At 61.1% G+C, this 15347-nt stretch carries 18 protein-coding genes; 3 read left to right on the forward strand and 15 right to left on the reverse strand.

Going from position 1 to position 15347, the window contains the following annotated elements; translation table 11 throughout:
- Window positions 1-24: 24 nt before the first annotated feature.
- From CHB99_RS16640 to thrS, 8 genes are all read right to left on the reverse strand, one after another.
- The gene (locus CHB99_RS16640; RefSeq protein ID WP_009394050.1) at window positions 25-381 is read right to left on the reverse strand and encodes a MerR family transcriptional regulator; all 357 of its coding nucleotides are present in this window, start codon (window positions 379-381) and stop codon (window positions 25-27) included.
- On the reverse strand, window positions 362-664 hold the full coding sequence (gene ihfA, locus CHB99_RS16645) for an integration host factor subunit alpha (protein WP_009394049.1): 303 nt from the start codon (window positions 662-664) through the stop codon (window positions 362-364). The genes CHB99_RS16640 and ihfA overlap by 20 nt, the downstream gene beginning before the upstream one ends.
- A gap of 3 nt (window positions 665-667) precedes the next feature.
- A complete protein-coding gene (gene pheT, locus CHB99_RS16650) occupies window positions 668-3043 on the reverse strand; it encodes a phenylalanine--tRNA ligase subunit beta (RefSeq protein ID WP_042126313.1) in 2376 nt (791 codons plus the stop codon).
- A gap of 36 nt (window positions 3044-3079) precedes the next feature.
- Window positions 3080-4096, reverse strand: a complete 1017-nt coding sequence (gene pheS / locus CHB99_RS16655) for a phenylalanine--tRNA ligase subunit alpha (RefSeq protein WP_042126311.1) — start codon at window positions 4094-4096, stop codon at window positions 3080-3082.
- A gap of 107 nt (window positions 4097-4203) precedes the next feature.
- Entirely contained in the window at window positions 4204-4560 is a 357-nt protein-coding gene (gene rplT, locus CHB99_RS16660; protein WP_009394046.1) for a 50S ribosomal protein L20, read from the reverse strand.
- A gap of 28 nt (window positions 4561-4588) precedes the next feature.
- Entirely contained in the window at window positions 4589-4783 is a 195-nt protein-coding gene (gene rpmI, locus CHB99_RS16665; protein ID WP_009394045.1) for a 50S ribosomal protein L35, read from the reverse strand.
- Window positions 4784-4843: 60 nt separating this feature from the next.
- The gene (infC, locus tag CHB99_RS16670; RefSeq protein WP_170946393.1) at window positions 4844-5395 is read right to left on the reverse strand and encodes a translation initiation factor IF-3; all 552 of its coding nucleotides are present in this window, start codon (window positions 5393-5395) and stop codon (window positions 4844-4846) included.
- Window positions 5395-7317 carry a threonine--tRNA ligase gene (thrS, locus tag CHB99_RS16675; RefSeq protein ID WP_042126306.1) on the reverse strand — a complete coding sequence of 641 codons (1923 nt, stop codon included), beginning with the start codon at window positions 7315-7317 and terminating at the stop codon, window positions 5395-5397. The genes infC and thrS overlap by 1 nt, the downstream gene beginning before the upstream one ends.
- A 365-nt stretch (window positions 7318-7682) precedes the next feature.
- Here thrS and CHB99_RS16680 point away from each other — a divergent pair, with 365 nt between their 5' ends.
- Together CHB99_RS16680 and CHB99_RS16685 are read left to right on the forward strand one after the other, a co-directional pair.
- On the forward strand, window positions 7683-7997 hold the full coding sequence (locus CHB99_RS16680; RefSeq protein WP_042126304.1) for a hypothetical protein: 315 nt from the start codon (window positions 7683-7685) through the stop codon (window positions 7995-7997).
- Window positions 7998-8150: 153 nt separating this feature from the next.
- The gene (locus CHB99_RS16685; protein ID WP_042126302.1) at window positions 8151-8363 is read left to right on the forward strand and encodes a cold-shock protein; all 213 of its coding nucleotides are present in this window, start codon (window positions 8151-8153) and stop codon (window positions 8361-8363) included.
- A gap of 61 nt (window positions 8364-8424) precedes the next feature.
- On the opposite strand, the gene CHB99_RS16690 is transcribed toward CHB99_RS16685, so the two are convergent.
- Both CHB99_RS16690 and CHB99_RS16695 read right to left on the reverse strand, forming a co-directional pair.
- Entirely contained in the window at window positions 8425-8742 is a 318-nt protein-coding gene (locus tag CHB99_RS16690) for an I78 family peptidase inhibitor (protein WP_042126301.1), read from the reverse strand.
- A gap of 114 nt (window positions 8743-8856) precedes the next feature.
- Window positions 8857-9159 (reverse strand): hypothetical protein, encoded by a 303-nt coding sequence (locus CHB99_RS16695; RefSeq protein WP_042126299.1) that lies wholly within the window; start codon window positions 9157-9159, stop codon window positions 8857-8859.
- Between the two features lie 188 nt (window positions 9160-9347).
- Between CHB99_RS16695 and CHB99_RS16700 the strand changes: the two genes are divergently transcribed.
- A complete protein-coding gene (locus CHB99_RS16700) occupies window positions 9348-9608 on the forward strand; it encodes a hypothetical protein (protein ID WP_042126297.1) in 261 nt (86 codons plus the stop codon).
- Here the strand turns inward: CHB99_RS16700 and rbsK are convergent.
- From rbsK to CHB99_RS16725, 5 genes are read right to left on the reverse strand one after another with little or no spacing between them, the layout of a single operon-like run.
- Window positions 9553-10461: a ribokinase gene (rbsK, locus tag CHB99_RS16705; RefSeq protein ID WP_042126296.1), complete on the reverse strand. Its 909-nt coding sequence runs from the start codon at window positions 10459-10461 to the stop codon at window positions 9553-9555. The two genes, CHB99_RS16700 and rbsK, sit on opposite strands and share 56 nt — an antisense overlap.
- A 9-nt stretch (window positions 10462-10470) precedes the next feature.
- Window positions 10471-11493 (reverse strand): LacI family DNA-binding transcriptional regulator, encoded by a 1023-nt coding sequence (locus CHB99_RS16710; protein WP_042126294.1) that lies wholly within the window; start codon window positions 11491-11493, stop codon window positions 10471-10473.
- A 4-nt stretch (window positions 11494-11497) separates the two neighbouring features.
- The gene (locus CHB99_RS16715) at window positions 11498-12487 is read right to left on the reverse strand and encodes an ABC transporter permease (protein ID WP_042126292.1); all 990 of its coding nucleotides are present in this window, start codon (window positions 12485-12487) and stop codon (window positions 11498-11500) included.
- Window positions 12484-14028 carry a sugar ABC transporter ATP-binding protein gene (locus CHB99_RS16720; protein ID WP_042126290.1) on the reverse strand — a complete coding sequence of 515 codons (1545 nt, stop codon included), beginning with the start codon at window positions 14026-14028 and terminating at the stop codon, window positions 12484-12486. The genes CHB99_RS16715 and CHB99_RS16720 overlap by 4 nt, the downstream gene beginning before the upstream one ends.
- A complete protein-coding gene (locus CHB99_RS16725; protein WP_042126288.1) occupies window positions 14025-14981 on the reverse strand; it encodes a sugar ABC transporter substrate-binding protein in 957 nt (318 codons plus the stop codon). The genes CHB99_RS16720 and CHB99_RS16725 overlap by 4 nt, the downstream gene beginning before the upstream one ends.
- Window positions 14982-15347 lie beyond the last annotated feature (366 nt).

Genomic DNA, 15347 nt, shown 5'->3' on the forward strand with positions numbered 1-15347 from the left:
CACCTGCCAGGATCCACGTCTCGGTCATTTCTTCAGAACCACCAGCACATCCTCCAACTCGACAATCATCTGCCGGATCAGTTGCTTGTACTGGGTGGTGTCATCCTTGGCTTCATCACTGGACAGACGCAAGCGCGCACCGCCGATGGTGAAGCCCTGGTCGTAAAGCAAGGCGCGGATCTGCCGGATCATCAGCACGTCCTGGCGCTGATAATAACGACGATTTCCGCGGCGCTTGACCGGGTTGAGCTGAGGAAACTCCTGCTCCCAGTAACGCAGCACGTGCGGTTTTACCGCACAGAGCTCGCTCACCTCACCAATGGTGAAATAGCGTTTTCCCGGGATCGGCGGGAGTTCATCGTTATGGCTTGGTTCCAGCATAAGCCTCAACCCGGGCCTTCAGTTTCTGCCCTGGACGAAAGGTGACGACGCGGCGTGCCGTAATCGGGATTTCTTCACCCGTTTTCGGGTTTCGCCCCGGACGCTGGCGCTTGTCGCGCAGATCGAAATTGCCGAACCCGGATAATTTGACCTGCTCGTTGTCTTCGAGAGCGTGCCTGATTTCCTCAAAGAACAGTTCGACCAGCTCCTTGGCCTCACGCTTGTTCAGGCCCAACTCTTCATAGAGCCGTTCTGCCATCTCAGCTTTCGTCAGAGCACCCATACGCTATTTCCTTAACGTGGTGTTCAACCTTTGTTCGAGCGAGGCGAGGATGTTTTGGGTCGCGGCATTCACCTCATCATCATTAAGAGTGCGTGATGGATGCTGCCAGGTCAAGCCAACCGCCAGGCTTTTTCTATCAGGATCAATACCTTTACCCTGGTAGACGTCAAACAGCCTGAGGTCTGTGAGCCATTCGCCTGCATTGTCACGAATTACCTCAAGCACGGCGCTCGAAGCAACATTACGTTCCGCGACCAAAGCCAAGTCACGACGAACTTCCGGGAACTTGGACAGTTCATGGAATTTCGGCAGACGCCCTTCCACCACTTCACCCAGTACCAGTTCGAATACGAACACGGTGCGGTCAAGACCCAGGGTCCTGGCCAGCTCGGGGTGCAGTGCGCCCAGGTAGCCGACTTCGCGACCGTTACGCTCGATCAGAGCCGTCTGCCCCGGATGCAACGCCGGGTGCTTGCCGGCACTGAAGGTGAACTCCTTCAGCGAGCCGGACGAATTCAGCAGCGCTTCAACATCGGCTTTCACATCGAAGAAGTCGATGCCGTCACGAGCATTAGCCCAGCCTTCCGGCAGGCGGCTGCCGCAGACCACACCGGCAAGCATCGGCTGCTGTTGCAGCCCTTCAAGCTGACCGACGAAGCGCAGACCGCTCTCGAACAGACGCACGCGATCCTGCTGACGATTGAGGTTGTGCTGCAGCGCCTTGACCAGGCCCGGCCAGAGGGACGCACGCATGGCGGCCATGTCGCTGGAGATCGGGTTGGCCAGCAGCAACGGTTCGACACCCGGCGTGAACAGCTCGAACAGCTTGGGATCGATGAAGCTGTAGGTGATCGCTTCCTGATAACCGCGAGCGACCAGCAGGCGACGCAGCGCCGGCAGTTCACCACGAGCCTCGGCACGGGCCTGCGGGGCCAGGCGTGCTTGTGGGTAACGTACTGGCAGGCGGTTGTAGCCATACAGTCGACCCAGCTCTTCGATCAAATCGACTTCCAGGCTGATGTCGAAGCGATGGCTTGGTACCTCGACCAGCCACTGCCCTTCCCCGGCGCTGGTTTTCAGACCCAGTGCGTTGAGCAGTTGCTCGACTTCGGCACTGGCCATTTCCATGCCCAGCATCTGGGAAATGCGCTCGGCGCGCAGGGTGATTGGCGCGACTTGCGGCAGGTGCTGCTCGCTCAGTGCTTCGATGACCGGGCCGGCTTCGCCGCCGACGATGTCCAGGAGCAGGCCGGTGGCACGCTCCATGGCTTCGCGTGCCAGTTGCGAGTCGACGCCGCGCTCGTAACGGTGCGAGGCATCGGTGTGCAGGCCGTAGGAACGAGCCTTACCCGCCACGGAAATCGGCTCGAAGAAGGCACTTTCCAGGAAGATGTCCTTGGTGGTCGCGGATACGCCACTGTGCTCGCCACCCATGACACCCGCGATGGCCAGCGCGCGGCTGTGGTCGGCGATAACCAGGGTATCGGCACGCAGGGTGACTTCCTGGCCGTCCAGCAGCACCAGCTTCTCGCCCTCTTCGGCCATGCGCACGCGGATGCCGCCATTGATTTCGGCGAGATCGAAGGCGTGCAGCGGCTGGCCCAGCTCCAGCATCACGTAGTTGGTGATGTCGACCGCGGCGTCGATGCTGCGAACGTCGGCACGACGCAGGCGCTCGACCATCCACAACGGCGTCGGACGCGACAGGTCGACATTGCGAATCACACGCCCCAGGTAACGTGGGCAGGCGGCTGGCGCCAGCACTTCGACCGGGCGTACTTCGTCGTGTGCCGGCGCGACGGCAGGAACCACGGGACGAGTGACCGGCGCGGCGTACAGGGCGCCGACTTCACGGGCCAGGCCGGCCAGGGACAGGCAGTCCCCGCGGTTCGGGGTCAGGTCGACCTCGATGCTGGCGTCGTCCAGGTCCAGGTACTCACGGATGTCCTGACCGACCGGCGCATCAGCGGCCAGCTCCAGCAGACCGTCGTTGTCGTCACTGATCTGCAGCTCGGAGGCCGAACACAGCATGCCATTGGACTCGACACCACGCAGCTTGGCCTTCTTGATCTTGAAGTCGCCCGGCAGTTCGGCGCCAATCATGGCGAATGGGATTTTCAGGCCCGGACGCACATTGGGCGCGCCACAGACGACCTGGAAGGTCTCGCTACCGCTGCTCACCTGGCAAACGCGCAGCTTGTCGGCGTCGGGGTGCTGCTCGGTGCTCAGCACCTCGCCCACCACGATACCGCTGAATTGGCCGGCGGCCGGGGTCACGCTGTCGACTTCAAGACCAGCCATCGACAAACGGGCCACCAGCTCGTCACGGGAAACCTGCGGGTTGACCCAACCGCGCAGCCACTTTTCACTGAATTTCATCCTGCTCTCCTGAAAGATTCGTTACGGGTGCGCGACCTAGCGAAATTGCGCAAGGAAACGCAAATCGTTGTCGAAGAACAGGCGCAAATCGTTGACGCCATAACGCAGCATGGCCAGGCGTTCAGCGCCCATGCCGAAAGCGAAACCAGAGAACTCTTCGGGGTCGATGCCGGACATGCGCAGCACGTTCGGATGAACCATGCCGCAACCCATGACTTCCAGCCAGCCGGTCTGCTTGCACACGCGGCAGCCTTTGCCACTGCACATCACGCACTGGATATCGACTTCAGCCGAAGGCTCGGTGAACGGGAAGAACGATGGACGGAAACGTACCGCCAGCTCTTTCTCGAAGAACACCCGGAGGAACTCTTCGATAGTGCCTTTGAGATCGGCGAAATTGATGTCGCGATCAACCAGCAGGCCTTCGACCTGGTGGAACATCGGCGAGTGGGTCAGGTCCGAGTCGCAGCGATAGACGCGGCCCGGGCAGACGATGCGGATCGGCGGCCGCGAGGACTCCATGGTCCGCACCTGCACCGGCGAGGTGTGGGTGCGCAGCAGCATGTTCGCATTGAAATAGAAGGTGTCGTGCATTGCCCGCGCCGGGTGGTGGCCGGGAATGTTGAGCGCCTCGAAGTTGTGGTAGTCGTCTTCGACTTCCGGGCCTTCGGCGATGCCGTAACCGATATGGGTGAAGAACTGCTCGATGCGCTCGAGAGTACGGGTGATCGGGTGCAAACCACCGGAAGTCTGGCCACGGCCCGGCAAGGTCACATCAATGCATTCGGCCGCCAGGCGAGCGCTGAGCTCAGCCTCTTCGAAGGCAGTCTTGCGCGCATTGAGCACTTCGGTGACGCGTTCCTTGGCGTCGTTGATCAGGGCGCCGACTTTCGGGCGCTCGTCGGCAGGCAGGTTGCCCAAGGTCTTCATCACCTGGGTCAGTTCGCCTTTCTTGCCAAGGAATTGAACCCGGATCTGCTCCAGGGCATTGATGTCTTCAGCGCGTTCCACAGCCTCCAGGGCTTGGGAGACCAGCGCATCCAGGTTTTCCATGTACAGACTCCAGATACGAAATAGGGGAAGAGCTTACAGGCTCTTCCCCTATTTATGACGTTTAACATTCGCCGCCGGATTCGGCGGCGAATGATTGTCGTGGGTACTTAAGCCAGGACGGCTTTAGCTTTCTCGACAATCGCAGCAAACGCCGCTTTTTCGTTCACTGCCAGATCAGCCAGAACCTTGCGGTCGATCTCGATGGAAGCCTTTTTCAGACCGGCGATCAGACGGCTGTAAGACAGGCCGTTGTTACGAGCACCAGCGTTGATACGGGCGATCCACAGAGCGCGGAACTGACGTTTTTTCTGACGACGGTCGCGGTAGGCGTATTGACCTGCCTTGATGACCGCTTGCTTGGCAACACGGAATACGCGGGAGCGCGCGCCGTAGTAGCCTTTAGCCAGCTTCAGAATTTTCTTGTGACGCTTACGAGCGATGACGCCACGCTTTACACGAGCCATGAGTTATATCCTCTATCTTTGACCGAAATTAACGTACGCGCAGCATGCGCTCGACTTTTGCAACGTCCGACGGATGCAGCAGGCTGCTACCGCGCAGTTGACGCTTACGCTTGGTCGACATTTTGGTCAGGATGTGGCTCTTGAAAGCGTGCTTGTGCTTGAAGCCGGAAGCGGTTTTCAGGAAACGCTTCGCGGCACCGCTTTTGGTTTTCATTTTTGGCATGTTCGGATACTCCGCATTCAGTGGATAAACATAACCGCAAGGCCTGCCGTGCCCTGGTGGTTATTTCTTTTTCTTGGGGGCGATGACCATCATAAGCTGGCGTCCTTCCATCTTCGGATGCTGCTCAACGGTGCCGTATTCGGCGAGGTCGGTTTCGACCCGCTTCAACAGCTCCATGCCCAGCTCCTGGTGAGCCATCTCACGGCCGCGGAATCTCAGAGAGATCTTGGCCTTGTCCCCATCACTAAGGAAACGTACCAGGTTGCGTAGTTTTACCTGGTAATCCCCTTCTTCCGTCCCTGGACGAAACTTGATTTCTTTGATCTGGATCTGCTTCTGGTTCTTCTTCGCCGCAGCCTGCTGCTTCTTCTTCTCGAAGAGGCTCTTGCCGTAGTCCATGACCCGGCACACAGGAGGTACAGCGTCAGCAGAAATTTCTACCAGATCCAGCTTCGCTTCATCAGCGATACGAAGCGCTTCATCAATCGAGACGATGCCAATCTGCTCGCCGTCAGCGCCAATTAACCGAACCTCGCGTGCCGAGATATTCTCGTTGATCGGGGCCTTCGGTGCAGTTCGTTTATCCTGTCTCATATCACGCTTAATGGTAATTACTCCGAATCTTGGCGACCACGCCGGGAAACCGCTTGCGCAAGCAAGTCCGCGAACTGGGCGACGGGCATGGAACCCAGGTCAGCACCTTCACGGGTACGCACAGCGACAGTTTGCGTTTCGACTTCCCGATCTCCAATAACCAAGAGATAGGGAACCTTGAGCAAGGTATGCTCGCGGATTTTAAAGCCGATCTTTTCATTTCTCAAGTCGGACTTGGCACGGAATCCGCTATTGGTCAGGGTTTTTTCCACCTGATGGGCGAATTCGGCCTGTTTGTCGGTGATATTCATGATCACCGCCTGGGTCGGCGCCAGCCAGGCCGGGAATGCGCCTTCGTAGTGCTCGATCAGAATTCCGACGAAACGCTCGAACGAACCGAGGATGGCGCGGTGCAGCATCACCGGATGCTTGCGGCCGTTGTCTTCGGAAACGTACTCGGCGCCAAGGCGAATCGGCAGGTTGAAGTCCAACTGCAAGGTACCGCACTGCCAGACACGTCCCAGGCAATCCTTGAGCGAGAACTCGATCTTCGGACCATAGAAGGCACCCTCGCCCGGCTGCAGGTCATAGGGCAGACCGGCGTTATCCAGGGCAGCGGCCAGCGCGGCCTCGGCACGATCCCACAACTCGTCGGAACCCACGCGCTTTTCCGGACGAGTGGACAGCTTGAGCTGAATGTCCTGGAAACCGAAGTCGGAGTAGACGTCCATGGTCAGCTTGATGAACGCGGCCGATTCGGACTGCATCTGCTCTTCGGTGCAGAAGATGTGCGCGTCATCCTGAGTGAAACCGCGCACGCGCATGATGCCGTGCAACGCGCCGGATGCTTCGTTGCGGTGGCAGGCACCGAACTCGGCCAGGCGCAGCGGCAGTTCGCGGTAGCTCTTCAGCCCCTGGTTGAACACCTGCACGTGGCACGGGCAGTTCATCGGCTTGACCGCGTAGTCACGGTTCTCCGACTGGGTGGTGAACATGTTGTCGGCGTAGTTGGCCCAGTGGCCGGACTTCTCCCACAGGGTACGGTCGACCACCTGCGGAGTCTTGATCTCCAGATAGCCGTTCTCGCGCTGGATCTGGCGCATGTACTGCTCCAGCACCTGATACAGGGTCCAGCCGTTCGGGTGCCAGAACACCATGCCCGGCGCTTCTTCCTGGAGATGGAACAGCCCCAGGCGCTTGCCGATCTTGCGGTGATCACGCTTCTCGGCTTCTTCGATGCGCTGGATATAGGCGGCCAGCTGCTTCTTGTCGGCCCAGGCGGTACCGTAGACGCGCTGCAGCTGTTCGTTCTTGGCATCACCGCGCCAGTAAGCACCGGACAGCTTGGTCAGCTTGAACGACTTGAGGAAACGGGTGTTCGGCACGTGCGGACCGCGGCACATGTCGACGTATTCTTCGTGGTAGTAAAGGCCCATGGCCTTTTCATCAGGCATGTCCTCGACCAGACGCAGCTTGTAGTCCTCGCCGCGGGCCTTGAACACTTCGATCACCTCGGCGCGCGGGGTGACCTTCTTGATGACGTCGTAGTCCTTGTCGATCAGCTGCTGCATGCGCGCTTCGATCGCCGCCATGTCTTCAGGCGTGAAAGGACGCTCGTAGGCGATGTCGTAGTAGAAGCCTTCGTCGATGACCGGACCGATGACCATCTTCGCGGTTGGATAAAGCTGCTTCACTGCGTGACCGACCAGGTGCGCGCAGGAGTGGCGAATGATTTCCAGCCCCTCTTCGTCCTTGGGCGTAATGATTTGCAGACCAGCGTCGTGCTCGATCAGATCGCAGGCATCGACCAGCTTGCCATCGACCTTGCCGGCCACAGTGGCCTTGGCCAGACCGGCGCCAATGGATGCGGCGACCTCGGCGACGGTAACCGCCTTGTCGAACGTGCGTTGACTGCCATCGGGAAGAGTAATTACGGGCATGGCGCCTCCTCTCCTAGTGGTGACCCCTACCAAAGGTCACGTGGGTTGGGATGAGCCAGTACGCGATTCGCCCCTGTCCCTCCTTGCGGAAGGCCTGCCTCACAGTGGCAGAAGTCGGATGCCTGCCAGGGAACGAACCAGAGTGACTGGAACAGAAATGGTCCGGGAGCGCGCGAACCAGACGTTCGGCAAACCCGAGCCGCGCATGCTAGCACATGCGCTGGCGCAAGCGACGGGCCGTGCCGCGACAAATGGAAATAATTGGGAAATTGGCAGCCGAGTGAACTCCTGCGGATTTTTTCCTCTCAGAATCATTGAAGCGTCCTACTCTTCCATGAGACCGACTACCCAAGGAGTTCCTGGTTATGCGTCTTCATTCTCTTCTCACCCTGACCGCCGTCGCATCCCTGCTGCTGCCCATGGCCGCCCACGCCGGACCCTGGCCGGCCGGCAAGAAAGGCGAATACATGGATGAGTGCGTACAGGTCGCGAAAAAACAAAACCCAGGCATCGACGTCAAGCAGGTCGACGCTCATTGCAAATGCGGCGCGGATGCCATTGAAAAGAATTTCACGACCCAGCAGATCGAGGACCTCGACTCCTCCGCGGATGGCGTCGAAGCCAACCTCAAGGAGCGGGCCCAGCAAGTGGTGCGGGCCGCCTGCGCACCGAAAAAATGACGAGGAACTGGCACACCCTTGCGCCAGATCAGCATTCGATGAAGCTAAAAGCCACCACACGCGAATAATTCGACTATGATGTCCGAGTGCATCCTGTTGGCTCTCGGCGACACCGCACTACCGAAAAATCAAGTTTTCCTGGAGATACACCTCATGTCCAATCGCCAAACCGGCACCGTCAAATGGTTCAACGATGAGAAAGGCTACGGCTTCATCACCCCTCAAGGTGGCGGCGACGACTTGTTCGTTCACTTCAAGGCCATCGAATCGGACGGTTTCAAATCGCTGAAGGAAGGCCAGACCGTTTCTTTCGTGGCCGAAAAAGGCCAGAAGGGCATGCAGGCTGCACAGGTTCGCCCAGAGTAATCACTCTGCCGAATGAAAAAACCCGTCGCTAGCGACGGGTTTTTTTATGCCTGGTTCGAACTCAGCCGCAGTTGACCCGACTGATGCTGCCTTTCTCGTCAACATGCAGATTCAAGCGCTCGGAGCGGTACTCCAGGGTGACGACGTCGGTTGGCTTGAGGATACGCGCCAGTTGCGCCCCGCTCGCCTTGCGCGCCTGCTCCAGTAGTTCGGCCGAGGCCGGCTTGCCCACGGCGAATTCGGCGCCGCTGGCTTCGCAACGACCGTCGGTGTTGGCTGCCACGGGCTCGGGTGCTTTCGACCCGCTGCCGCCGCTGCTGCAACCGACCAGGACTGCGGCGGCCAACAGGCTCACCAGTGATGCACGCATAGGAAACATGAATCCTCCTTAGGGATACTTGATGCTGCTTGTTGCAAAAGCGGGCCAGTCTGCCTGACTCATACGATCAGGGGAAATGACAATAGTGTCTGGATTTTGCACCGCCCAACGACCTCAATAGAGATCAATATAGTCGCTGGCCGGCTTGGGCCAGTTATCCTGCAACGCTTTGAACACCTGCTGGACCCAGCGCTCATCCGCCGCGGCCTGGGCACCGACGCAGCCGGAACCGGCCGCCCAGGTTTCCAGGCGAAACAGCAGGCCGTCGAGCTGCGCGCCGCCCACCACTTCGGACAACCAGGCCTGCCCGCCCCGATTGACTCGCAACTGATTGTGCCTGGCGCCGTTACCACTGGCGATCAACTGGCGAACCTGTTCCAGAGTGAATTGCCGCGGGTCGTTCAAGTCAATCTGCATGCTGCTGTCCTGCCGGCGAAAAATGCCTTTAGTTTGCCACGCCGACGCCCTTATGCCTAAGTCGCACAGCAGCGCGCCAGGCAGCATGGTTAAACTGGAAACCCAGCGACGACACTTGGCAGCGCGTCGCCGAAACGTCACCGGCCCGACGTTTCACCCTCGACAGACGGGCCTTTGCGAGACCTCCAATGACCAGCCACAGCATCGATGCCGACATCAAGGTGAAATGGCCTGAGGGCCAGAGCGCCTACAGCCCGGGAACGGCGGAAGAACTGTCCCTTATCGCGATCGACCTGCTGGTCAAGGAAATGGGCAGCGGTGCCGCGCGCACCTTCATCGACCAGGTTTTCGAGCGCTATCGCCACGACCCCGTCACACAACCTTCCGCCGACGTCACTCCGCGAGGTCAGACAGCCGGGGAATCGACGGTTGCGCCCCCGCACGAGTGACCGAGATCGCCGCCGCACACTGCCCGAACCTGATCGCTTCACGCTCACTGCAACCACGCGCCAGCGCCGCGGCGAAACCACCAACGAAGGTATCTCCGGCAGCGGTGGTGTCCACCGGGCGCACCACGGGCGCGGCAAAGTGCTCGCCACCTTCGGCGCCAACCAGCAAGACACCTTGCGCACCCAAGGTGATGATCACCCGGTCGGCACCAAGCTCCCGCAGATGGCCCGCGACCGTTGCGGCCGAGGCCAGGTCATTCACGGCCAGGCCGGTGAGGGCCGCCGCTTCGCTCTCGTTGGGGATGAGATAGTCGATATTGGCCAGCCAATCCGGCGGTAGCGGCCCGGTTGCCGGGGCCGGATTCAGGATCACCGTCTTGCCGAGCGCGCGACCGCGCGCCAGGGTCCAGGCCACGGTCTGCGGCGGAATCTCCATCTGGCAGACGATGACATCCGCGCTCTGCAACAGGGCATCGAAGCGCTCGATCGACGCCGGCAGCAAGCACCCGTTGCCACCCGCGACGATGACGATGGCATTCTGACTGGCGGCATCCACGACGATCAGCGCGACACCGCTGGGCACTCCAGCGACTACCTCCAGCGCCTGGCAATCGATGCCCTCGGCCAGCAGGCCATCGCGCAACTGCCGCCCGTAAGCGTCATCGCCAACGCAACCGATCATCGCCACCGATGCCCCCAACCGTGCGGCGGCAACCGCCTGATTGGCGCCCTTGCCCCCTGGCACGGTGGCAAAGGACTCACCGGCGAGCGTCTCGCCCGCGCGAGGCAGGCGCTCGGCGCGAGTCACCAGGTCCATGTTGAGACTGCCCACCACTACGACGCTGGCTTGCATGACCTTTCCTCAACGGTATTCGCCGAACAGATCCGGACTGGGTGCGGTGGATTCGCGCAAGACGATTTTCGGGGCGACGATGCGCTGCTCCACCACACCCGCCTCCTGCCCGGTGACCCGCCGCAGCAGCAGTGAAGCGGCCATTTCGCCCAGCTCGCGGATGGATTGCCCGACAGTGGTAAGCGCCGGATAGACGTACTGGCACATCTGGATATCGTCGAAACCGATCACCGACAACTCACCCGGCACGGTGATATTGCGCTCCGCCGCAGCGCGCAAGACCCCCATGCCGATCATGTCGTTGCCGGCGAAGATTGCCGTGGGCCGCTGATGACTCAACAACTGCGCCGCCGCGCCATAGCCACCGAGGCTTGTGAAATCACTGCTCACCACGCGCCCTTCACGCGGTGTCACTCCAGCTTCGGTCATGGCCCGCAAAAAGCCCGCCAGGCGCAATTTGGCCACGCTGGTACCCTCCGGGCCATTGATGCAGGCGATGTCGGTATGCCCCAGGTCCAGCAGGTGCCGGGTCGCCAGATAGGCACCCTGCTCATGATCGATGCGCACCAGGTCGGCATTCACGCCCTCCAGCGCCCGATCGACGATCACCATTGGCGTACGTACGCGGGACAGGCTGTCGAGAAGATCGCGATCCTCGCCCACCGAAGCGACCACCAGGCCATCGATGCGCTTCTCCAGCAGTACCCTCAGGTAACTGCGCTGCTTTTGCGGGTCATCATCGGAGTTGCACAGGATCACGCAATAGCCGTTGCGCTCGCAGGCATCCTCGATACCCCGGGCCAGCTCGGCAAAATAGGGGTTGACGCTGTTGGGCACCAACAGACCGATGGTCGCGGTGCTGCGCGCCTTGAGCGAGCGCGCCACGGCGCTGGGCACGTAGTCGAGCTCGGCAATGGCCGCTTCGACCTTGAGCCGCACGGGCTCGCTGACCGGCCGGGTCTTGTTCAGCACATGAGACACGGTGGTATAGGAAATGCCGGCCAGCGCCGCTACGTCTTTTATGGTTGCCATGCTTTCAGTTCCGCCGGCCTGCACGCCGACTGCGATAAGTGTCGAGAATCACGGCGATCACGATGACCGCCCCGGTGATGATGCGCTTGGTCGGCTCGGACGCGCCGATCTGCGCCAGGCCCGCGGCCAGCACGGAAATGATCAGCACGCCGAAGAAGGTACTGATGACCGAACCGCGCCCGCCCATCAGGCTGGTGCCGCCGATCACCACGGCGGCAATGACCTGCAGTTCCAGGCCGGAACCGGCATTGGGATCGGCGGCTTCGAGCCGGGAAATCTGGAACAGCGCGGCCAGCCCGGCGAGCAGCCCCATCAGGGAAAACACCCCGATCTTGAAGGGGCGTGGATCGACACCCGCCAGGCGCACCGCCTCTTCGTTGGTGCCGATACCGATCAGGTAGCGGCCGAAGACCGTGCGACTCAACACCAGTTGTGCCAGCACGACCACAACCAACGCGATGAGGAACGACGGCGAAATACCGAAGGCGATCGGCTCCGACAGCCACGCCAGGGCATCGCCGATATAGACGGTACGGGAGTCGGTCAGCTCATAGGCTCCGCCGCGGGCTATTTCCAGCACGCCGAGGGAAACGATGAAGGAGGGAATTCGCCAAACCACCGCAACCGCCCCGGTTAGGGTGCCGACCAGCGCGGCACAGCCCATGCCAAGCAGGGCGGCGGGCAAGACGCCCCAGCCCCAGCCAAGTATCGCCACGCCGACCACCGAGGCGGCCAGGGCCAGGACCGAACCCACCGAGAGATCGATACCGCCGATGATCAGGACGAAGGTCATGCCCACGGCCAGCACCATGAGATCAGGAATCTGATTGGCCAGGGTGCTGAAGGTGGCATAGGACAGAAAGTGGCTGCTGAGCAGGGAAAACAGCACCATCAGACTGAGCAGCGCCCCCGCCAGCCCGAGGTAGGTATCCAGCGCCAGGCGAGTGCCGGAACGCTTGCCAGCGGCCGGGGTGACAAGGGGAGAGCTTTTCATGAGGAAATCCCGGGTGCCGCGCCGCAGAGCAGCGCATCATGTTTCTGATAACCGGAAAACGCCGCGGCCAGCAGTCGATCCTGGCTCCAGTCGGCACGATCGAAGGTATTCACCAGGCGCCCCGCGGAAAGTACGCCAATGCGATCGCAGATCAGCATAAGCTCGCGCAGGTCGCTGGATACCACTACCAGCGCCTTGCCCTGGCGCGCCAGTTCGGCGAGCAGGCCATATATATCCAGCTTGGCACCGACATCGATGCCGCGGGTAGGCTCGTCGAACAGCAGCACCCGACAATCGCGCTCCAGCCAGCGGCCAATCACCACCTTCTGCTGGTTGCCCCCGGAAAGCTCGCCTACCGCCTGTTGCGTGCCTGCGCTGCGAATGCTCAACGCAGCGACAAGATGCTCGGCCAGTTGGCGTTCACGCTCTCTGTTCAACAGGCCGCCACGGGAGACGGCCTTGAGATTGCCCAGCACCAGGTTGGCACTGACCGATTCGCCGAGCAGTACCCCTTCGCCCTTGCGGTCCTCACTGACCAGAGCGATACCGTGACGCACCGCCGCCATCGGCGAATCGATCCGACAAGCACGCAACGGCTGTCCCAGCTCGACGGTACCGCGATCAGCCCGATCGGCACCGTAGATCAGGCGGAGCAGTTCGGTGCGTCCGGCGCCGACCAGCCCGCACAACCCGAAGACTTCGCCGGCGCGCACTTCGAACGAGACATCGCAGACCTTGCTTCCACGTCCAAGCCCGCTGACCCGCAACAACGGCGCGCCGATGCGCCGGTCCGGCGCCTCGATATGCTCACCCAGTTCACGCCCGACCATCAGCTTGACCAGTTGTTCGCTGCTGTAGCGCTGTATCGGCTCGTCGCAGACCAGACGACCATCGCGCAACACCGCGACCCGCTGGGCAATCCGCTTGAGCTCTTCGAGCCGGTGCGAAATGTAGATGATCGCCACACCCTGTTGCCGCAGCGCCTCGACACGGGCGAAGAGCAGTTCAACTTCGCGCTCGGTGAGCATGGCGGTGGGCTCGTCGAGGATCAGCAAATGACAGTCGCCAATCAGGTTGCGGGCAATCTCGACCATCTGCTGGTGACCAATGCCCAGCTCGCCGACCGCGGTATCCGGGTCGATCGCCTCCAGTCCCATCCGCGCCATGGCCTCCAGGGCCTGTTGGCGCAGGCGCTTGCGATCGATCCAGCCAAGGCGCCCGGGCAGGTTCTGCAGGAACAGGTTCTCCGCGACGCTCAAGCTCGGCACCAGGCTCAACTCCTGCATGACCATGCGCACGCCGTGGCGCTCGGCGGCAGCGCGACTGACGGGGCGATACGGCTGGCCGTGCAAGTGCATCTGCCCCACGCTCGCCGACTCAAGACCGCCGATGATCTTCGACAGGGTGCTCTTGCCCGCGCCGTTTTCGCCGGTGAGCGCCAGCACCTCGCCGCGCCGCAAGGTCAGCTCGATGCCGTCGAGCACCGGCTGCGCGTAGGTCTTGCCGACCCCGCTGATCGTCAGCAGCACTGGCTCGGTCATTGTTGACGAGTAATCAGGTCGACCGGCGTCTGGATGACGTTATCGGCATCCACTCCGGGCTTTTCCCCCTTGAGCATCGTCAAAGCCGCCTCGATACCGAATACGGCCTGTCGCGCGGCGTACTGGTCGGCGGTGGCGAGGATGCGACCGTCGGCCAGCAGCGGCGCTACCGCCTTGAGGTTGTCGTAGCCCACCACCCGCACCTTGCCAGTACGGCCAGCGGAGCGCACCGCGGCCACCGCACCGAGGGCCATGCTGTCGTTACCGGCCAGCAGCGCCCTGAGATTCGGGTACTCGTTGAGCATCGCGGAGGCCACCGCGTTGCCCTTGTTTATCTCCCAGTTGCCGGACTGCACCGAGACGATCTTCATCTGCCCCGCCGCCATGGCGTCCTTGAAACCAGCGGTGCGCTGCTGGGCATTGGTGGTGGTCGGCACGCCCTCGATGATGCCCACCTCGTCGCCCGCCTGCAGCCGCGCGGCCAGGTAGTCGCCCACCAGACGCGCACCCTTGCGGTTGTCGGGCCCCACGAAAGGCACGCTGAGGCCCTTGCTTGCGAGGACCTCGGGATCCAGGCGGTTATCGATGTTGACCACAGTGATACCGGCGTCCATCGCGCGTTTGATCACCGGCACCAGTGCCTTGGAGTCCGCCGGAGCGATCACCAGGGCATCGACCCCGGAAACGATCATCTGCTCGACGATGCGAATCTGGCTGCCGGTATCGGACTCATCCTTGATGCCGTTGGACACCAGATCGAATTGGCTGGCGTGTTCCTTCTGATAGGCCTTGGCGCCCTCCTCCATGGTGAGGAAGAACTCATTGGCGAGAGACTTCATGACCAGCGCAACCTTGGGACGCTCTTCGGCGCGAACGACCGAAAGCGGCAAGGCGGTACAAAACACGGCGAGAAAGACGACGGCCAGGATCCGTCCCATGGAAGGCAAGTGCATGAAGTTCACTCCGCATTTTGTGCTTTTTATTGGATAGCAAACGTTTGCGTAACTCAACTATGAGAACGAAACCTGACTTTGTCAAATTTAGACACACAAACCGGCCAGGCTTCAAAACGGGGAAATTGTCGCTCAAACGGTCGGAAAACCGAACTTTTTGTTGGGGTCCACCCGGACGTCCGACAGGGAAACGATGCCTTTTCGCATCCCAGGCAATGGGCCAGCTTCTGCCGCCACACATGGGCAGGGGTCAGAACCCTGGCAAATTTATTTTTGACGGTGTGCAGCAAACGCGTGGAGAAGCGGTCAGAGGCACTCTTTGGACCGACGCGCTGTTGCGAAAAGTCTTACAGTTAAATACTGTAT

Source organism: Pseudomonas japonica, from assembly GCF_900188455.1.
In the GTDB taxonomy this organism is placed as follows: Bacteria; Pseudomonadota; Gammaproteobacteria; order Pseudomonadales; family Pseudomonadaceae; genus Aquipseudomonas; species Aquipseudomonas japonica.